General features: G+C 48.7%; 22 protein-coding genes, 1 tRNA gene and 1 pseudogene. 15 read left to right on the forward strand and 9 right to left on the reverse strand.

All coding sequences use genetic code 11. From position 1 onward, the window contains the following. The first annotated feature begins 68 nt into the window (after positions 1-68). The 8 genes from ACSHSR_RS05475 to ACSHSR_RS05510 all read left to right on the forward strand — a co-directional run bounded on the left by ACSHSR_RS05475 (position 69) and on the right by ACSHSR_RS05510 (position 6,387). Complete coding sequence (locus tag ACSHSR_RS05475) at positions 69-287, forward strand: hypothetical protein (RefSeq protein ID WP_071238070.1); 219 nt, start codon at positions 69-71, stop codon at positions 285-287. 102 nt (positions 288-389) lie between these two features. Beyond that, complete coding sequence (locus tag ACSHSR_RS05480; protein WP_413735228.1) at positions 390-788, forward strand: SMI1/KNR4 family protein; 399 nt, start codon at positions 390-392, stop codon at positions 786-788. A 139-nt stretch (positions 789-927) separates the two neighbouring features. Continuing rightward, a complete protein-coding gene (locus ACSHSR_RS05485; RefSeq protein WP_028780673.1) occupies positions 928-1,302 on the forward strand; it encodes a hypothetical protein in 375 nt (124 codons plus the stop codon). 1,219 nt (positions 1,303-2,521) lie between these two features. Continuing rightward, positions 2,522-3,553: a DUF4272 domain-containing protein gene (locus tag ACSHSR_RS05490; protein ID WP_208136683.1), complete on the forward strand. Its 1,032-nt coding sequence runs from the start codon at positions 2,522-2,524 to the stop codon at positions 3,551-3,553. A gap of 166 nt (positions 3,554-3,719) precedes the next feature. Next, the gene (locus ACSHSR_RS05495) at positions 3,720-3,917 is read left to right on the forward strand and encodes a hypothetical protein (protein ID WP_479631328.1); all 198 of its coding nucleotides are present in this window, start codon (positions 3,720-3,722) and stop codon (positions 3,915-3,917) included. Positions 3,918-3,976: 59 nt separating this feature from the next. Then, positions 3,977-5,071, forward strand: coding sequence for an ISAs1 family transposase (locus ACSHSR_RS05500; protein ID WP_109248997.1), 1,095 nt, complete (start codon positions 3,977-3,979; stop codon positions 5,069-5,071). Next, on the forward strand, positions 5,032-5,841 hold the full coding sequence (locus ACSHSR_RS05505; protein ID WP_479631329.1) for a hypothetical protein: 810 nt from the start codon (positions 5,032-5,034) through the stop codon (positions 5,839-5,841). Before ACSHSR_RS05500 ends, ACSHSR_RS05505 begins: the two co-directional genes overlap by 40 nt. 33 nt (positions 5,842-5,874) lie before the next feature. Further along, positions 5,875-6,387, forward strand: coding sequence for a lipocalin family protein (locus ACSHSR_RS05510; protein WP_028780670.1), 513 nt, complete (start codon positions 5,875-5,877; stop codon positions 6,385-6,387). 83 nt (positions 6,388-6,470) lie between these two features. Here the strand turns inward: ACSHSR_RS05510 and ACSHSR_RS05515 are convergent, their stop codons facing one another. After that, entirely contained in the window at positions 6,471-6,878 is a 408-nt protein-coding gene (locus tag ACSHSR_RS05515) for a helix-turn-helix domain-containing protein (RefSeq protein ID WP_413735233.1), read from the reverse strand. A 21-nt stretch (positions 6,879-6,899) separates the two neighbouring features. Here ACSHSR_RS05515 and ACSHSR_RS05520 point away from each other — a divergent pair. Next, positions 6,900-7,016: pseudogene (locus ACSHSR_RS05520) on the forward strand (transposase); the annotation flags it as partial. Positions 7,017-7,157: 141 nt separating this feature from the next. On the opposite strand, the gene ACSHSR_RS05525 reads toward ACSHSR_RS05520, so the two are convergent. Both ACSHSR_RS05525 and ACSHSR_RS05530 read right to left on the reverse strand, forming a co-directional pair. Continuing rightward, entirely contained in the window at positions 7,158-7,472 is a 315-nt protein-coding gene (locus tag ACSHSR_RS05525) for a hypothetical protein (protein WP_413735235.1), read from the reverse strand. Between the two features lie 141 nt (positions 7,473-7,613). Then, positions 7,614-7,690 (reverse strand) — tRNA-Ile (locus ACSHSR_RS05530). A gap of 243 nt (positions 7,691-7,933) precedes the next feature. On the opposite strand from ACSHSR_RS05530, the gene ACSHSR_RS05535 reads away from it, so the two are divergent. After that, the gene (locus ACSHSR_RS05535; RefSeq protein ID WP_479631330.1) at positions 7,934-9,259 is read left to right on the forward strand and encodes an IS4 family transposase; all 1,326 of its coding nucleotides are present in this window, start codon (positions 7,934-7,936) and stop codon (positions 9,257-9,259) included. Between the two features lie 40 nt (positions 9,260-9,299). On the opposite strand, the gene rpoD is transcribed toward ACSHSR_RS05535, so the two are convergent. The 4 genes from rpoD to rpsU form a co-directional block, all read right to left on the reverse strand. Continuing rightward, a complete protein-coding gene (gene rpoD / locus ACSHSR_RS05540) occupies positions 9,300-11,147 on the reverse strand; it encodes an RNA polymerase sigma factor RpoD (protein WP_096140828.1) in 1,848 nt (615 codons plus the stop codon). Positions 11,148-11,280: 133 nt separating this feature from the next. Then, the gene (dnaG, locus tag ACSHSR_RS05545; protein ID WP_071238292.1) at positions 11,281-13,008 is read right to left on the reverse strand and encodes a DNA primase; all 1,728 of its coding nucleotides are present in this window, start codon (positions 13,006-13,008) and stop codon (positions 11,281-11,283) included. Between the two features lie 80 nt (positions 13,009-13,088). Next, a complete protein-coding gene (locus ACSHSR_RS05550) occupies positions 13,089-13,532 on the reverse strand; it encodes a GatB/YqeY domain-containing protein (RefSeq protein ID WP_025010513.1) in 444 nt (147 codons plus the stop codon). 6 nt (positions 13,533-13,538) lie between these two features. Then, positions 13,539-13,754, reverse strand: a complete 216-nt coding sequence (gene rpsU / locus ACSHSR_RS05555; protein ID WP_006080725.1) for a 30S ribosomal protein S21 — start codon at positions 13,752-13,754, stop codon at positions 13,539-13,541. 196 nt (positions 13,755-13,950) lie between these two features. Here rpsU and tsaD point away from each other — a divergent pair, with 196 nt between their 5' ends. Further along, positions 13,951-14,967: a tRNA (adenosine(37)-N6)-threonylcarbamoyltransferase complex transferase subunit TsaD gene (gene tsaD, locus ACSHSR_RS05560; protein ID WP_044734969.1), complete on the forward strand. Its 1,017-nt coding sequence runs from the start codon at positions 13,951-13,953 to the stop codon at positions 14,965-14,967. Between the two features lie 100 nt (positions 14,968-15,067). On the opposite strand, the gene plsY is transcribed toward tsaD, so the two are convergent. Next, the gene (gene plsY / locus ACSHSR_RS05565) at positions 15,068-15,664 is read right to left on the reverse strand and encodes a glycerol-3-phosphate 1-O-acyltransferase PlsY (protein ID WP_479631508.1); all 597 of its coding nucleotides are present in this window, start codon (positions 15,662-15,664) and stop codon (positions 15,068-15,070) included. A 274-nt stretch (positions 15,665-15,938) separates the two neighbouring features. On the opposite strand from plsY, the gene folB reads away from it, so the two are divergent. From folB to ACSHSR_RS05585, 4 genes are read left to right on the forward strand one after another with little or no spacing between them, the layout of a single operon-like run. Then, positions 15,939-16,289: a dihydroneopterin aldolase gene (gene folB, locus ACSHSR_RS05570; protein ID WP_025010515.1), complete on the forward strand. Its 351-nt coding sequence runs from the start codon at positions 15,939-15,941 to the stop codon at positions 16,287-16,289. A 7-nt stretch (positions 16,290-16,296) separates the two neighbouring features. Continuing rightward, positions 16,297-16,794, forward strand: a complete 498-nt coding sequence (folK, locus tag ACSHSR_RS05575) for a 2-amino-4-hydroxy-6-hydroxymethyldihydropteridine diphosphokinase (RefSeq protein ID WP_109248903.1) — start codon at positions 16,297-16,299, stop codon at positions 16,792-16,794. A gap of 16 nt (positions 16,795-16,810) precedes the next feature. Then, positions 16,811-17,617 (forward strand): undecaprenyl-diphosphate phosphatase, encoded by an 807-nt coding sequence (locus ACSHSR_RS05580; protein ID WP_025010517.1) that lies wholly within the window; start codon positions 16,811-16,813, stop codon positions 17,615-17,617. Position 17,618: 1 nt separating this feature from the next. Continuing rightward, positions 17,619-18,428, forward strand: coding sequence for a putative RNA methyltransferase (locus ACSHSR_RS05585; RefSeq protein ID WP_107005919.1), 810 nt, complete (start codon positions 17,619-17,621; stop codon positions 18,426-18,428). Between the two features lie 132 nt (positions 18,429-18,560). Here ACSHSR_RS05585 and ACSHSR_RS05590 read toward each other — a convergent pair whose 3' ends face one another. Then, entirely contained in the window at positions 18,561-18,827 is a 267-nt protein-coding gene (locus tag ACSHSR_RS05590; RefSeq protein ID WP_025010519.1) for an Lpp/OprI family alanine-zipper lipoprotein, read from the reverse strand. Between the last annotated feature and the right edge of the window lie 182 nt (positions 18,828-19,009).

Genomic DNA, 19,009 nt, shown 5'->3' on the forward strand with positions numbered 1-19,009 from the left:
ATGCAGACCGAAAGAAGATTAACTTGTTGTTCTATAATAGGGAGCTTGATTTTTGTTAAAGAGGCCAAATGGTAGATTTCAGTATTTCACAAATAGGCGCGCTGATTCTGCTCCGGAATTTTAAGCTTTCAAACTTGCTAGAGTCAAAAATAATAGGGGCACCATTAAAGGCTGATGTCTGGCATTTGCGTTGTAAAAAAGATGAGCGGCTAAAGCTTCAGAAAGAATTGGCAGGAAAACTCAAACAAAATGAACAAAACTCTTCCCTAGGCTTGGTTCTGGAATAAATTGATGAAATATGTAAAAAATAATAGGCTAATTATTATTGCCCATTCTGGGCTGAAGCTCGTTACGATTGGCTGTTGTCGGTATTATGCATAGAGGAAGGTATGGAATACGTAAACAAACCACCTGGCGTAAGTAGAGAATCGATTAGAGAGCTTGAAGAGGCTTTTGGTGTTAGCTTACCATGTGAATTTTATGATTGGTGGCAGAAAAGTAATGGGGCGGACATCTTTTTTGGTTTTAAAGAGCTGCAATTTTTCTCAATCATAGAAATACTAGGTGAGGATATATACGAGTTAAAGAAGTATATGCCTAAATCAATACCTGTTTGCATGGATGGGAATGGTAATATTTGCGTGGCAAAAATTGAACAGGAAAGAATTTCTGGCTATTACATCGCTAATTGTGGCGACTTAGGTTGGGATGAGGCCAAATTTGTTGCCAAGTCTCTTGTTGAATTGGTAAATGATCAAGTTTCGCCAGAAAGCAGGTTAAATACATGAAAAGTGACTGTGGTATTCTTTTTTAAAAAACACTGTTTTAACTTTGCCTAATACCCCTGTTCGCTAATTGCTTTAAGGTATTTGTTCGGTACAACCGTTTGCTAGAATTGTGTAACTGTTATTTTTATAGGGAGTGCTTGTGATATTGCCAAGTTATTATACGGAATGGCTCAGTAGTATTGATACAGCTGAAGTGGTCTATTACAGAGGGAGTGAATTCTATTTGTTCCCGGAGAGTGAGCTTGCTGATGAAGTCACGATAGATAAAAACACTGTCAACACCTTTAACCAGCTTTATGCTTTCATCAAAACTCAATTAGAAGTTTCCGGCAGCTCTCCTTTAACCATTGAGCAGTGCAGCTCTTGCATTACTATCGGAACTGATAATGGTAATCCAGTTTTTATTGATCTAATGCGCGAATCAGAATTGTTCTGCTACTACCTGGATGGTGGTTATGTTGAAGCCAAAGGTGGTAACTTGCTAAGCCTGACTATCGAGGCAAAAAACATATAGAAATCGATCAAGATGGAGCTCTTCTTTGCCAAATAACTGGAGACTCAGAAATTACTACTAAAGGCACGCTGATGTTCATTTTTTGGCTAGTTAAGGTTTACGATTAATCTCGCAATATACTGGTTATGTTGATGGAGTGGCATGCTTTAGTGGTCTGATTCTTGATTATTAATTAGAAGTTAGCATATTCCTGCTCGGGGTAGTAACCGAGTTTAACCAAGCCATACAGTAAGCTCTGATATTATGTGTATTAACAACTTAGGCAGCTACTATTGACAAGGTTATGAACTTAAGGGAATTGAAATTGTTTATTGGGAAAATAGAGTAGACGTTAAGATAGTTTGTTATCAATTTTTACAGACATACAGGGATAGAATGTTAGTTGCCGTTGCATACATCATAGTCACCTTGCTGATGCTCATAATGCTATTAAAGAAAGGGCGCTCAAAATTGATGCTTTTATACTTTATGTTGGAGCTTTATTTTGGCGCGGTTGCGGTAGCTTCTTATATGGATTAGTTCGAAAAAAACACCAATATTAGAATGCGCTTAATTGGCGAGGCGTTCAACTCTGGTTTGTCCTATCTAATGTAGGGCAGCCTTAGAATCGAGCAAGTTGGTATCCACTGGTTAACAGTAATGAAACTTTTGGGTTTATTGGCTTTTGGGTGAGTGTTTTGGCTTTTCTGGTGTTAGTTGTTAGTAAGAGTTATGAATTAAATGAGATGGATTAATTTCTAAAAAACGACATGTCGACAAAACAGCCTTGCGCTCATGGTGAAGGTATCAGCCCTTTCGATTATGTGGAAATGCAGCTTATGCTGCTGGCGAATAACTTTTCTATAAGGTCGGCAGCGTCATTTGGGTTTAACTTCCTCTGGATTTCAACTTCTGCATGGAGGTAGAGTGGATTGTAAGAGGTGGATTTTATGCTTGGAAACCCAATAAGGTTCGAATGACATCAGAGTTAAATCAAGGCTGAGATTATTTTGGATGTATACAATATGGCCGGTGGCTTTTTAGTCATGCATTTGACTGCGCTAATCAAAAATAAAGAATCAAGATTGACTCAGGCATAATTGTCACTTGAAAAATTGTTTTAAATTTATAGGGTTATATTAAGCAAGCCTGGAGTGATAATCTCTCCGAAACTTTAGGCGATATTTTCATATGGTGACTGGTTGCACCCGGTAATGACTTAGATTGAAATGGAGTTTAAATGAGTATTTTAGTAAACGCGTATTCCACGCACCTTAATCCTATAGATATCTCTTTTCCACATGTGTTGAATAACAGGCGTGGTTTAAGTGACCCAGAATTGACAAACCACCTTAACGGGTTTCACAGCTATATCCTCGAAAGAGGAGGTAGTGAGATGACTAAAATAAAATATCATCTTCTGCGTCATATACAGAGGGTAAATCATCAGTTTAGCTTCGATCTGGAAGAGGCTCATTTGGACGATTTGTCTAGGTGGGCATTGGAGTCCAATTCGATCTTATTCCTCCCTGATGGAACTGTCCGAGATCCAAACGGCCATGTCCTATTTTACCCTGATGGACGTCAGGCCGATGACTCGGCATTCATTCCATTCCTGGACGCAAGCTATAGCCGCAAGCATCAAACAGAAGCTCTGCTTAAAGCAAGGCATTTAAATGTTCCTCCAACTCCTCCTATACCTTGTGAGCATGAAATAAGCCTTAGGCCTGTTAGCGAGATTGTCCTTCGTGCAATGTCACTATTTGTTGTCGCCGTCCGAGCTGAGTCTATCGCAACGGGAGACCCGCTCGATATAGAGACGCTGAAGGAACGTATTCCAAGTGGCTTTGTGGCTCTAAGTCCCGCAGAAGAGGCGTTTTTAAAGGCTGAACACCTTGATGATAACCCTGATGAAAGCCTGGTAGTGCAGTTTGTTTGGCGATATGAGGCTGCGGCGCTATTGCTATGGGTATTGGGTATTTTGCCTGAACTGCCATTTCCAGATTCCATTTGTGACGTGCCTGAAATTGCCAGGCTGATGCTCGATTCCCGCTCCTGGGAAGACAGGGTTGAGTTACGGGTGGTCGATGAAGTGCTGGACTGTTTGGACCTGCATTATCGGCTTCATTGGTTATGCCGTCAGGCCAGCATTGACGGGGCAGATATTTCCCCAGATATCGACCGAGGAGTTGTGCTTGAGCGCCATTATGCCCTCAATTGGCTAATCGGCTTTGAGAATAGTGATTGGGATGAAGTAGACACTCCAACTTGATCTATATTCAAACAGCCTAATAAGCTGCGGCATGGATGCTTATTGGTTTTTGGTGCCTGTTAGTATGCGCTTACCATGAGCTTGCAACCGGCTTCCTCGTTTGCACTACAGAGGGAAACGGCTCTCCTGAATTTAATTTAACAGCTTTGGATTAGGTAAATTATTAATGCTTAAAAGAGTCATCATCGGGATTGTCGTTTGCTTTGGCTTGGTCATGCCGATACAGGCGCAAACCTACAAAGGCACCTTGGGCAAGTATTCCATTATGCTTAGCATCCAGGATGATGCCGTGAGCACTTATATGTATACCCGTTACTTGAAGGAGATCCCTCTGGAGCGGGAGCAGGGCGGGATCCCACTTTAAATTGAACTTTTACGGTTGGTCATGATCTGATCTGCCTTGCCCTTAATCCACAGATGACCATGACCCTTTTGAAACAACTAGAACAGATTACCGATCCCCGTAAGGACATCAATCTAAAGCATAATTTAGTGGATGTGGTGTTCCTGACACTCAGTGCTATCCTCAGCGGTGCGACTGGGTGGAAGTCTATTCAGGAATTCGGAGAAGAACAGCTAGATTGGCTCCGTCTGTACCGAAAATTCGAAAATGGCATCCCTAAAAGGCATTGTATCAGTAATATAATCAAAGCATTGGACAGCGAACTGCTCCTTCAAGCCATATTTGGCTGGATCAATGAGCAACGGCAAACGGAAGGGAAAACCGTTATCGCGCTGGATGGAAAAACCCTGCGCGGGGCGTGGAGTGAGGATGCTAAGAATGCACTCCATGTTGTCAGCGCATTTGATGTCGGCAACGGCATTACACTTTACCAAGACAGTTCACATTCTAAAGGGAAAGAAGCTGAAGTCGCCCGCAACATGATTGATGCTATGGCACTGGATAATGCCGTTCTGACGCTGGATGCACTGCATTGTCAGGTGTCTACCATGAACAAAATTAAACAGGGGAACGGTGATTTCATTATTCAGCTCAAGTCGAACCAGCCGGGATTATTTGAAGCAGTCAAAACCAGCTTCAGTAAAGCGTATGAGCAGCCAGAACTGGCTATATTTGAGCAGTTCAACATGGGTCATGGCCGCAGGGAGCGCCGAACAGTCATGCAGATAGAAGCAGAATTATCAGCGGAACTTAAGAAAAAGTGGCCGCACATCACCTCATTTATCGAAGTTGCCAGTGAACGGACAGTCGATGGAATAACATCATGTTCTTCACGCTGGTATGTCAGTTCCTTACCGCTCAATGCCGAAGAGGCCGCGAGGACTATTCGAGAGCATTGGGGGGTAGAAAATCAGCTCCATTGGGTGCTGGATGTGGTCTTCCGCGAAGATGCGCTGAAGGTAACGGATCCTGATGGCGCAAAGCATCTCGCCCTATTTAACCGAGCGGCTCTGAGTGCGATAAGGCAGCACCAAGGCAAAAAAGACAGTCTGGCAGGTAAGCGCCGCCGTGCTGGTTGGAGTCCTACATTTCGCTCAGAGTTGTTATTTGGTTAAGATATAAACAAAGTGGAATCCCGCCCTGGGAGCGGGAGGGGTATACCTTTTATCAGCGTTACAGTTCGAAAGAGCAGAAGCTGGAACTGTTCGAGCTTCGCTTGGTAGGGGGAAACCTGCAAGGCACCTGGCAGAATAAACAAAGGGTTTTGCCTGTGCATCTGACGCCGGTTGAGCAAAGCCTTGCCGATTATCGGGCTGAGCATATGAAGTTTACCCTGGTCGGGGAAAAACAGTTTGCTAAGCAAACCATTGAGCTAATCAAAGAAGATCACAGCAACTTTGCTTTTTACCGGCTCGGCAAAGGGTTTACTCAAGCCCAGCAAGCATTTTTAAATCCGCTGCTGGCAAAATTGCACCGGGATTACGTCTCGAATTTTCTGCAATGTGAAGAGGCATCATACGAACCTCAAATAAGCCTGGTCTCTGATGAGTATTTTAGTGTCGTTATTCAGTACCAGATTTCTTGTGGTGGGCCGCATCCTGAGTATGGTGAGCAGATGTTGAATTTTGATCTCAGCAAACTGGCGCAGTTGCATGACCTAACGGAACGCTTCCCCAAGTTGGACTATTACTCGTTGTTGAAAGAGAAATATGCGAATAACAATGAGCTACAAGCTGAATGTGAGTACTTCGAATCCCGGGACAACTGGGCGATGGTGAAATGGCGACTCACCGCAGATGGAGTCATCATTCAACCTTACTATGATCATTCTATGGCACCCTGTGAAGTTGATTTCTTTCTGAGTACGCAGGAGTTGAATGATTAAAGCTGACAGAACTATGAGTAAATGGAAGGCATTATGAGAAGAGTTTTATTGGTTGTGTTTGCGGCTTTGCTCAGTGGTTGCTTGGGTATGCCAGATTCGGTCAAACCTGTATCAGGGTTTGAACTGAACAACTATTTGGGCAAGTGGTATGAGGTAGCTCGCCTCGACCATTCATTTGAGCGAGGCCTCACGCAGGTTACGGCCGAGTACAAGATGAGAAGTGATGGTGGCGTTTCTGTGCTCAACCGGGGCTACTCAGAGGCTGACGGCGAGTGGAAAGAGGCTGAAGGCAAGGCGTACTTTGTTAACAGTGATACCGACGCTTATCTGAAAGTTTCATTTTTCGGTCCCTTTTACGGCTCTTATGTGGTCTTTGAATTGGATAGAGAAAACTACAGTTATGCCTTCGTTTCCGGGCCAGATACCGATTACCTGTGGTTGCTGTCGCGAACGGCGGTTGTTGAACCTGAGGTAATGGACAAATTTATTCAGATGTCGGCCGAACGCGGTTTTGATACCAGTAAATTGATCTTTGTCGCGCAGTGATAGACATAGCTTAGGTGTATTAGTGTGATTACCAAGGGATACTGACGGTATAAGTACCAAGCGATTTTGACGTAATCACACTATCAATGTTGCCGCGCTTCGGCAAGCTTTGCCAGCCGTAACTCAGTAGTATTCATGTTTTCCCTCAGCCAGATGTTGCGAACGCCGCTAGCGTGTATGTCGATGTTTCTTTCGGATTTGAGCAGCCGTGATACCTTGGATTGTCCCATGTGTGGGTTAGCCAGGGAAAATTCGATTACGACTTCCTCAATGGCTCTGTCGGTACGATTTTTGTGATGAAGATCTGGCGTTTCCTGTCGTTTTAACGATTCGATTCCACCTTGTTTTATCAGTTTACGATGGCGGTAAATCGTATCGCGGGAGACACCACTAAGCCGGGATGCTTCAGCCACATTTCCAAGCCTGTCAGCCAAAGCTATATAGTGGCATAGTGAATTTGGCCACCTGAATAGACGAAGTGATAGACTCACTTCCGGAAAAAGGTGGTAGAAATGAAGAACACAAGACCGACATTCAGTACAGAGTTCAAATTAGAAGCTGCGTAGCTAGTAACGAAGCAGGGCTACAGTGTAACGGAGCCAACAGGTGTATGGCCTAACAGTTCCTCAAATTTCTTCATGTTCATGCCATGTGGTTTAGGCGGCTTTTTGAAAGCACTCGCAGCTTGGCGTGAAATGGATATTTGTAGCAAACAAAGCTCTTTTGCTTTGTTGTAGTGCGCTGGATTCTGTCGAAGGCGGTAGTGATGTTTAATTAAGCACTGTTAGTGCTAAATGAATGCCTTTGTAATTTTTCCTTGGCTGGCTAAGAGCCTCTTTAACTGCTTGCTCGGTTTTGTCCCTAATGATGTTTTTAGCATCATCTTTAGCTACACACGCCAACACATCCAGAAAACAGCACTTATCTGTTTCACAATACGATTTGCCTACCAGCTTTGCATAGAGATAACGCTCGCCAGACGGGTAACCCATTGGCTGATAGTCGCGTGAGATTTGGTCACGTTGAGCAGGCGTTAGTGCTGTGTTCCACCACTCTTTTAGTTCGTACTTATCGAGAATATCCATATTCGGTTTTACAGTTGGTGACGAGTAGTCAACTATAAGGCATTTATCGATGGGAAGAGAGGGGAAAGGATAGTGATAAAGGCTATATCCCAGAAACAACAAAGGCTTAGCTAAATTGAGTTAGCTAAGCCTTCGAAAAAGTGGTGGCCCCTCCCAGACTCGAACTGGGGACCTAACGATTATGAGTCGTGTGCTCTAACCAACTGAGCTAAGGGGCCGGCTTAAGGCAATCGTCATCACCAGAAGCGGGACAGAGTATACGAAGTTTAATCGTGCTTGTCACCCGTGTTTTGCGCATTATTGATGTCATTGCTTTCAAGTGGTTATCTGTTAATCAGACTCGAGGCATAATGGCAATAAAAAACCCCGCGTAGCGGTAATGCCGATCAGTTAAGACAGATCGCTTGACGATCTCACTGAAAGGATCAAAATCCGATGACCCCATGTCATCGGATTTTTTTATGCAACTTTCAGAAGCTTTGGCGCGTACTCATATCAACCGTCTTACCGAATTCACCTGTCTGGCCGATGTACTTGAGCCCGATTTAATTCAGTCGTGCCTTGATTCACATGGTGTTGCCAGTTTAAGGCGACGTAAGTTACCTATGGATGCCATGATTTGGGCGGTGATTGGTATGGCTCTGTTCAGAGGCGAATCCGTCCGCTCTCTCATCAATAAGCTTGATATCGTCTTACCTCAAGAGGTGGATTACGTTGCGCGCAGCGCTGTCACGCAAGCGCGCAAGCGGCTGGGCTCCGACGTTGTTCGAGATGTGTTTAAGCGAAGTGCCAAGACCTGGCATGAAAGAGCAGAGCATCCTCATTGGTGTGGACTCAATCTCTATGGGGTCGATGGTATCGTATGGCGAACACCTGATAGTGAGCAAAACAATCAGGCCTTTGCCAAAACTGCCAACGCTTCTGGTGATGCTGCCTATCCTCAAATTCGCATGGTTTGCATGATGGAGTTAAGCAGCCACTTGGTATTGAACAGTGCCTTTGATTCTGTTGCTGTCAGTGAAATGAATTTAGCCGCTGAACTGATATCAAGCATCCCCAATAACAGCCTGACGCTGTTTGACAGAGGCTTTTATTCGTTAGGGCTTTTGCACGCCTGGCAACAGGCTCAACCGAACAGCCACTGGCTGCTGCCGTTGAAGAAAGGGACGCAATATGAAGTGGTACGCTCTTTAGGAAAACACGACCAACTGGCGCAGTTAGCCACCACGCCTCAAGCCAGAAAGAAGTGGCCTATGCTGCCTGAGAATATTGAAGCTCGCTTACTGACGAAGACGATAAAAGGCAAGTCGGTTTCCATTTTGACGTCATTAACAGACCCCTTGCGTTATCCGGGGGCAGAGATAGCGGATTTATATGCCCATCGATGGGAGATAGAAGTGGGCTATCGGGAGATGAAGCAGCATCTTCTGGAGAGTCGCTTTACGTTACGCAGTCAATTGCCAGAGCTGGTTATCCAAGAATTGTGGGGGGTACTATTGGCCTATAACCTCATCAGATACAAGATGGTGTTGATGGCTAAGAGCTTACCGTCGTTACATCCGAACCAATTAAGCTTTAGAGATGCATCGAGTTATATCATTTTTAAACTGACTCAGCTGTCATCTCAAATGCCTGGGAATGTTCCGAGAGAGGTCTTGGACATAGTGCGTAATGCGAGGCAGTTCAAGCTTGATGGGAAACGGGATAGAGCCTATCCACGTGCGTTAAAAATGAGTAAAAACAAGTATCCCATTAAGCCTAAGAAAAATGCCGTTCACACTAAGTGAACGGCATTACGCGTAGCGGGGTTTTTGTACAAAAGCTTGCTTACTCGTCCAGGAAGGACTTGAGGATTTCCGAGCGGCTCGGGTGACGCAGCTTACGCAGTGCCTTGGCCTCAATCTGACGGATACGTTCACGGGTAACGTCGAACTGCTTGCCCACTTCTTCCAGGGTGTGGTCAGTGTTCATGTCGATACCAAAACGCATTCTGAGGACCTTGGCTTCGCGGGCTGTCAGGCCTGCCAGCACTTCATGAGTGGCACTCTTGAGACTTTCGCTGGTGGCGCTGTCCAGTGGCAACTCGAGGGTAGTATCCTCAATGAAATCCCCCAGATGCGAATCTTCATCGTCCCCGATAGGGGTCTCCATGGAGATAGGCTCTTTGGCGATTTTCAGCACTTTGCGGATCTTGTCTTCCGGCATCATCATCCGCTCGGCCAGCTCTTCCGGAGAAGGCTCGCGTCCCATTTCCTGCAGCATCTGCCGCGAGATACGGTTGAGCTTGTTGATGGTCTCTATCATGTGTACCGGGATACGTATGGTACGGGCCTGGTCCGCGATGGAGCGGGTAATGGCCTGACGGATCCACCAGGTAGCATAGGTAGAGAACTTATAGCCACGACGGTATTCAAACTTATCTACAGCCTTCATCAGACCTATGTTGCCTTCCTGGATAAGATCCAGGAATTGCAGGCCACGGTTGGTGTATTTCTTGGCGATAGAAATAACCAGACGCAAGTTGGCTTCAACCATTTCCTTCTTGGCACGGCGAGCCTTGGCTTCACCTATGCTCATGCGGCGGTTGATGTCTTTGATTGAGGCGATAGACAGGCCGGTTTCGGCTTCGATGGCTTCCAGTTTGGCGCGGCAACGCAGCACGTCTTCCTCGACCATTTTCAGGCCTTCGGCGTATGGCTTGCCGGAGTTCATCTCGGCGTTGAACCAGCTGATATCTGTTTCGTTGCCGGTGAAGAGCTTAACAAAGTTCTTCTTCGGCATTTTGGCCTGTTCAACACAAAGCTTGAGGATCAGGCGTTCCTGAACCCGCACTTTGTCCATCATGCTGCGCATGCTCTTGACCAGACGGTCAAACTGCTTGGGCACCAGGCGGAACTCTTTGAAAATTTCGCCGATGTGGAACAGAGCCGCGACTGACTCGGGGTGATCGCGCCCCTTGAGTTCGATGAGCTTCAGTGAGTTTTCATAGACGGCACGCAGTTGGCCGAAACGCTCACGGGCTTCTTCCGGATCCGGGCCTTTGGAGCCTTCATCTTCGGAATCGCTGTCGTCATCGTCGTCATCGTCGTCCATATCATCTTCATCATCCAGATCATCATCGGACAGTTCAGAACCAATATGGGTGGCGCTTGGGCCTACATCGTCTTCGTCGGGATTGACAAATCCAGAGATAATGTCGGACAGGCGGATCTCTTCGGCCTCGAACTGATCAAACTGTTCGAGGATCATGGCGATCGCCTGTGGGTACTCGGCGACTGAGCTCTGTACCGTGTTGATGCCTTCTTCGATACGCTTGGCGATCTGAATTTCGCCTTCGCGGGTCAGCAGTTCCACTGTGCCCATTTCGCGCATATACATACGCACTGGGTCTGTGGTGCGGCCCAGCTCGCTCTCGACTGAGGCCAGGGCGGCGGCGGCTTCCTCGGCGGCATCTTCATCCGTGCTGTCTTCCGACATCATAATGTCATCGACATCCGGTGCTTCTTCAAACACTCGGATACCCATGTCATTTATCATCTGGATAATATCTTCGATCTGGTCGGAATCGACCATATCTGCAGGCAAGTGGTCATTCACTTCTGCATAGGTTAGGTAACCTTGCTCTTTGCCTTTGGCGAGCAACAGTTTAAGTTGCGACTGCGGAGTTTGATCCATAGATATCATCCAAGTTGGGTAACTGTTACAACGATGGGCAGCGGCCTTGGGCTCTTGCCGCACAAATCGTCAATTATAGCCATGTGCGCATCCCTGTGCTAGTCCGGCGACCGGACCCATAAATTGAGAGAGCTCATTGGCGGCTTTTCATGGCCGCGATTAGCTTCTTAAGCTGTATTTTCTCTTCTTTAGTATGGGTCTGTTTCAGACTTAATTCCTGATAGCGCTGCTCAATGTATTGATTATTCAGCCATACCAGGGATTTTTTGAACTCTTGCTCCAGGTTTTCATCCGCCACTTGATGCTCCCATTGGGCCAGTTTTCTCAGGGCGGAAAATTCGTCCGTATCCCTGAATTGCTCAAGTAGTTGTGCGCTGTTCATCTTCTGGGCACGAGTCAAATCCAGTAATTCGACCAGCAAGTCTATGCCGGCCATCTGTAAATGCTTGAGAGCCGGTTGGGGGATCAAATTCAGCCCCAACTGTGGGTGTTGTACCAGCAAGGCGACGGCGAGTCGCAGCGGTGTACCCCGGCCCTTAAGCGCTTTATGCCGGGTGGGGGCAACCCCTTGGGGGCCCTTGAATCCCAGCTTTTTCTTCAGATCATCTGCGCTGTTCATGCCGAGCCTGTGTGACAGGTCTTCGAGCAACAGATTTTGCAGCACAGTGTCTTGAATCTTTTCAATCAGGGCTATGGCCTGTTTCGCCAGGTTGCCCTTGTCTGTCCCGTATTTCGTGGTCAGGGTATCGAACAGAAACCCTGTCAGTGTTTGCGCTTCATCTATCAAAGCTTCGAAGGCTTCTTTGCCTGTCTTGCGCACCATGGAGTCGGGATCTTCCCCCTGGGGCAAAAACATAAAGCGCACTGTATCGCCGGGCTTCAGCAGTGGCAGGGCGGTTTCCAGTGCGCGCCAGGCGGCTTCTTTACCGGCGTTATCGCCGTCGTAGCAGCAAACCACCTCTTTAGCGCTGCGCAGCAACAGCTGAAACTGCTCGGCTGTGGTCGAGGTGCCCAGAGAGGCTACCGCATAATCGACCCCAAATTGAGCCAGCGCCACTACGTCCATATAACCTTCGACAATCAGCACTTGCCGGGGTTCTCTGTGGGCCTGCTTCAGCTCATACAGACCGTAAAGCTCATTACCCTTATGAAATATGGGCGTTTCCGGAGAATTCAAGTATTTGGGGGTACCATCTCCCAACACCCTGCCACCAAAGGCAATCACCCGGCCGCGCCTATCGCGGATCGGGAACATCAATCTGTCACGGAAGCGGTCATAACGCTTGCCGTTGTCGTTGCTGATGATCATCCCCGCAGTTAGCAGCTTGTCCTGCGACTCTTGCTGCGAGCGGTAACGGCTCAGTAAACCGTCCCAGCCGTCGGGGGCGAACCCTATGCCGAAGCGCTCGACAACCTGGTCCGATAACCCACGAAAGGCCAGATAGTCCAACACCTTCTGTTTGTCCTGGTGTTGCCTGAGCTGGCTTTGATAAAACCTGTTGGCCTCTTCCATCAACTGGTAGAGATCGCGGCTGAGCCCTTCGTCGCGACGACGGTTGGGATTGTTCTCCCGCGGCACTTCCAGCCCCAGTTGGCTTGCCAGCTCCTCAATGGCATCGAGGAACTCGAGACGGTCATACTCCATGATGAAGTCAATGGCATTGCCATGGGCACCACAGCCGAAGCAGTGGTAAAATTGTTTGTCTCTGCTGACGGTGAAAGAGGGTGATTTTTCACTGTGGAAAGGGCAACAGGCAGAATAATTCTTACCCGCTTTTTTAAGGGGTACCTTGTGATCGATAAGATCAACTATGTCTGTGCGAGCAATCAGCTCATTGATAAAATCACGAGGTATAGCCATCAGACTGAGTCATGCACCCTTGACCGATGTAAACAAACAAGCCGCGCAGAAGCACGGCTTGTTCATACGTGGAAACCCGCTTATTGCAGTTTGGCACGGATCTGGGCACTGATGGCACCCATGTCTGCACGACCCTGAACTTTGGATTTCAACGCTCCCATTACTTTGCCCATATCCGCCATGGTGCTGGCACCGCTATCCTGTATAGCGGCATCAATCAGCGCAGCGATTTCGCTTTCGCTCAGAGGCTGGGGCAGGAAAGTTTCAATAACTTGAATCTCTGCTGCTTCGGCTTCTGCCAACTCCGGACGACCCGCTGCCTCATATTGGGCAATGGCATCACGGCGTTGTTTCACCATTTTGGTCAAGACAGCTATTATCTGCTCATCATTCAGAGTTTCGCGGGTGTCCACTTCAATCTGTTTGATGGCAGCTAATGCCATACGAATCGTACCAAGGCGGACCTTCTCTTTGGCCACCAAGGCTTGTTTCATTTGGTCTTTTAGCTTATCTATCAGGCTCATAAGGAATTAGTATAAACGTACGCGACGTGCGTTTTCGCGAGAAAGCTTCTTGGCCAGACGCTTAACTGCAGCAGCTTTTGCACGCTTACGAGCAGTAGTTGGCTTCTCGTAGAATTCACGAGCACGCACGTCGGCCAGGATACCGGCTTTTTCACAAGAGCGCTTGAAACGACGCAGAGCTACGTCGAATGGTTCGTTTTCACGTACTTTAATAATTGGCATACGCCATCACCCCTTAGGTGTAAGTTTGTATTGAGTCAATCACTTGACCCAAGTGTATTTAAAATGGTGCGGAATTTTAAACCGACTGGCACTGGATGTAAAGTCCCTAAAGTAAATTCACTTTAGCCTACAACTGGAGAAATCTCTTGGTTAGGGGTAGAATTGGCGCCCCTTTTCAGGCGGAAAGATTTCATAGATGCGGGTTTTAGGTATTGAAACATCCTGTGATGAGACAGGAATAGCGGTTTACGACGAAGAGCAGGGGTTGTTGTCCCATGCTCTCTACAGTCAGGTTAAGTTACATGCCGACTATGGTGGCGTGGTGCCTGAGCTGGCATCAAGGGATCATGTGCGCAAAATAGTGCCGCTGATCCGTGAGGCGCTGGCCAAGGCCGATACCCGTATCGAAGATCTCGACGGCATCGCCTACACCAAGGGCCCAGGGCTGATTGGTGCGCTTTTGGTGGGCGCCTGCGTCGGCCGTTCTCTGGCATTTGCTTGGAATAAGCCTGCAGTAGGTGTTCATCATATGGAAGGGCATCTGTTGGCGCCCATGCTGGAAGAGGATGCGCCTGAGTTTCCCTTCGTGGCGCTTTTGGTTTCAGGTGGGCACTCCATGCTGGTGAAGGTGGAAGGCATAGGTCGCTATGAAGTCTTGGGTGAATCCATAGACGATGCGGCCGGTGAAGCTTTCGACAAGACAGCCAAACTAATGGGGCTGGATTATCCAGGTGGCCCAAGATTGGCCAAGCTTGCGGCCAAAGGGGAAAAGGCCGGCTATAAGTTTCCCCGGCCGATGACCGACAGACCGGGATTGGATTTTAGTTTCTCAGGGCTGAAAACCTACGCCGCCAATACCATAGCCGCAGAACCGGATGATGAGCAGACCCGCGCCAATATCGCCCGGGCTTTTGAAGAAGCCGTGGTCGATACCATGGTCATCAAGTGCCGCCGAGCACTGGAGCAAACCGGCTTTAAGCGCTTGGTCATTGCCGGTGGCGTCAGCGCCAACACCCGTCTGAGAAGCTCACTGGCCGAGTTGATGCAAAGCCGTGGTGGCAAGGTTTTCTACCCAAGAGGCGAGTTCTGCACGGATAACGGTGCCATGATAGCCTACGCTGGCTTGCAGCGCCTCAAGGCCGGCGAGCGTGAGACGCTTGCGGTGAAAGGGCAGCCACGTTGGCCGCTGGATACCCTGGAAGCGATTTCCTGAAGCCCGGCTAACCCACCATCTGTAATACCTGAAAAGTAAAAGGCGCCACTGGCGCCTTTTACTTTTTGATAGCTGCTTTAAAAACTAGCAGCCTATGGCCCTATTTAGTGCGCTTTGAGCGCGACATCTTGGACTCTTCTCCCTTGAGCAGGCGGCGAATATTATCCTTGTGGCGGATAATGATTAGCGTCGATAGCATGGCCACCGGCAGGGTAAATCTGTCATCCAGCAACCAGGTATATACAGGTGCCAATAGCGCCGTAACCAAAGCTGCCAGTGATGAATAGCGGGTCAGCAATACCACCAATAACCAGGTGCCCATCAAACACAGCGCCAAGCCTTCACCTATGGGCGCCATGGCACCGAGTGCTGTGGCAACGCCTTTGCCGCCCTTGAAGCCGAAGAAAATCGGGTATATGTGCCCCAGGCAGGCGGCAATGGCTATCACCCCGAGCCAGACGGCATCTATTCCCATCAGATAAGCGGTATAAGTGGGCAGGGCACCCTTGAGTATATCGAAGAAAAACACCATGGCTGCGGCCCAAGTGCCGCCGATGCGCAGCACGTTGGTGGCGCCCGGGTTGCCCGAACCCTTGCCTCGGGGATCCGGCAGGCCCTTGAGGCGGCACACCAGCACGGCACTGGAGATAGAGCCGAGCAGGTAAGCGGCCACAATCATAATTGGGGTCAGTACCATGGTACTCAAATTGGTTTCCTTACTCGTCTTAAGGTATTATCGCGCACACTGAAATATGCAGCCCTTGCCCGGATAACCCAAGGTGAAAATCTTTACCGTCAGCTGGCGGTTAAAAATCTCGGGTTCATCTTGTCCTTCAATGCCTTATCCTACTTAAGATCGGGCCAGGTAGAAAGGGGCTACAGTGAATATCTCCGGAACGGGGCGGATTATAGCGGTTTTATTGCCGATAGCTTATCTGACCTCAGGCCCGGCAGCTGCTAAGGGGGATTTTATGGACAGAGTGCTGATACGGGAATTACAGATAGAAACGGTTATCGGGATCTATGAGTGGGAGAAACAGGTACACCAGACACTGCTTATCGATCTGGATATGGCCTGGGATAACAGAGCCGCCGCTGACAGTGATGATTACAGCCAGGCGCTCTGCTATGAAACCGTCAGCAAGCGCCTCACCGCCCTGATCACCGAAAAGCCCATTGAGTTGATTGAAACCGTGGCCGAGATGATAGCCCATTGCCTGATGAGTGAATTTTCAGTGCCCTGGGTCAAGGTACGGGTGATGAAGCCCGGCGCCGTCCCTTCGGCCAAAGCGGTCGGTGTTGAAATCGAGCGTGGTATCTGACGGCAATATGGCACATATTTACATCAGTCTGGGCAGCAATATCGACCCGGAACATTATCTGCGTGCAGCTATCAAAGAGCTGCACGCTGCGTTTGGCGAGCTGCAACTGTCATCGGTTTACGAGAGTGAATCTGTAGGATTCAAGGGCAGCAACTTTCTCAACATGGTGGTGGGCGCTCATACCTCGCTCGACATTGCTGAAGTGGTGGCCTGTTTCAAGGAGATAGAGCTGCGTCATGGGCGTATTCCCGGGGCGAAAAAGTTTGCTCCGCGCACCTTGGACTTGGATCTGCTGCTCTATGATGACAGGGTCTGCCAGCAGCCGGTAGTTTTGCCCCGAGCCGAGATCCTGACCAATGCCTTTGTGCTTTGGCCGCTGGCTGAACTGGCACCGCAAACCAAGCATCCACTGGCACAACTCAGCTACCAAGTGTTGTGGCAGGAATATGACAAGGCCAGCCAGAAACTCTGGCCTATCGCTTTCGATTGGGGCCTGTCGGCCTGATTTTTAAAGGACAATTATGGACACAATACAGGTCATCATCCTTGCCCTGATCCAGGGCCTGACTGAATTTTTACCTATCTCCAGCTCGGCGCACCTTATTTTGCCCTCCCAATTACTGGGTTGGGAAGATCAGGGGCTGGCCTTCGATGTGGCGGTGCACATAGGCTCATTACTGGCGGTGGTGCTCTACTTCCGTACTGAAATCATCGCTATGCTGAACGCCTGGTTTGGCAGCATATTCAAGGGTAACCACAGTGCCGAGAGCAAACTGGCCTGGTGGATTATTCTGGCCACCATACCCGCAGTCGTTTTTGGTTTTATGGCCAAAGATCTGGTTGAAACCTATCTGCGGGGGCCCGGTGTTATTGCCATCACTACTGTGGTATTCGGTTTGCTGCTCTGGTGGTCGGATAAGATGGCACGGCTTGAGCTCACTGAGTATCAAACCGGCTGGCGCAAGGCATTGATGATAGGTTTCGCCCAAGCTTTGGCACTTATTCCCGGCACCAGTCGCTCAGGGATTACCATGACGGCGGCCCTGATGCTGGGGCTCAACCGTGAGGCAGCGGCGCGTTTCTCTTTTTTGATGTCGATTCCTGTGATCCTGGGGGCGGCGCTGCTGATGGGCAAAGATCTGCTCGACGGTGGGCATGTGATTGACTGGCAGGCCTTGATACTGGGCGTAGTGCTCTCTTTTGTGGCGGCTTATACCTGTATCCACCTGTTTTTGAAGATTATCAGCAAGATGGGCATGCTGCCTTTCGTGCTCTACCGTCTGGCGCTGGGTGCGCTTCTGTGCGGCTTTATCTTTCTGTGGAGCTAAGATGAATTCAGTGCAATTTCAGTGCCCGGTTTGCCAGAGTGAACTCAAGCAACATCAGGCATCCAGAGGTTTTTACTGCGCCAACAAACATCACTTCGACCGCCAGGAAGACGGCTATTGGCTGCTGGCCAAGCCCAAGAGCGCGGCGGTACATGCCTTGTCGCGCCAGGCGTTGCGGGCCAGGCGTTTTCTGCTGCAGTCTGAGTTGATGGCGCCTTTGCATCAGGCGCTGAATCTTAAGCTGGCCAGGCTCGCCGAAAACTGTGAGGCTGTACTTGATCCCAACGCCGGGGACGGCGCCTTGCAGCAGATGCTGCAACTGCCGGATGAACTGCAACGTCTGCTTATCTGTGATGCGCAAAATGCCGCCTTCGCCGCTGCCAAAGCCTTGCCGACGGCGCAGGTATTTCTCAGTGTTGCCAAACGCTTGCCCTTTGAAGATGCGCAGTTTTCACTGGTGACTCTGCTCGATGGTCAGCTCAAGGGCAAGGAGATCCCCAGGGTGATGAAGCCTGGGGCACATCTTGTGATGTTGGCACCCGGGCCCAGACACTTATGGCAGTTGCGTGAGCAATTAAACGCTGATCTCAAGCAGCGGGAGTTCAGTATCAGCCTGCCGGCCGAGTTGACTGTGCTGGAAACCGAGAGCTTGAGTTTTTCTCTGGATGTGAGCGGTGAGCAGGCGTTGACGCTTCTGGAAACCACTCCTTATGCCTGGCGCGCCAGCGAAAAACAGAAGCGTGCGCTTGCTACTCGAGCAGTTAAGGGGCTGGAGCTGGATTACCGTGTGTTGGTGATTAAACGAAACTGAGTTTGAGCCTCGGGTTTAGGCTGAAAAATGAAGGTTGTGGCTGGAATTTGGGTCAGGACTGACTGAAAGCCATTATAGGCTTTAGCGAAAAGCAAATCGGCAACACCTTGGTGTTGCCGATCCGGGACTGAATTACTTCTTGTAACGAGAAGCAACGTTGTCCAAGCGGTCGTTAGCACGCTTAGCTTCAGACTGAGCGTCCATAGCAGCAGCTTTGGCATCTTTAACGTCAGCAGACAGTTTGCCTTGCTCTGCTTTCAGAGAGCTAACTTCGGCTGATAATTGATCAACTTTGTTGCCCAGGTTAGCAACGCTTTCTTCCAGAGCAGTGGTGTTGGCACAGCCACCCAGCAGAGCAGTCATTGCTACGCCAGCAATCATCAGTACTTTTTTGTTCATGAAGAAATCCCTTTAGATAGGTTGGATTTTTAATGGCTCGACTGTAAAACAGCCGACACCGCCTAATTATGTCATAGTCAATTTATTTTGCTACGAATATTCACGTACAGGCCGCTTTACCTTATCGAATACTCATTGAATTGCCAAGTCTTTGGGAAGATAGCCAGTTTCTTTCGCCATTT

Source organism: Shewanella sp. VK101 (assembly GCF_056497865.1).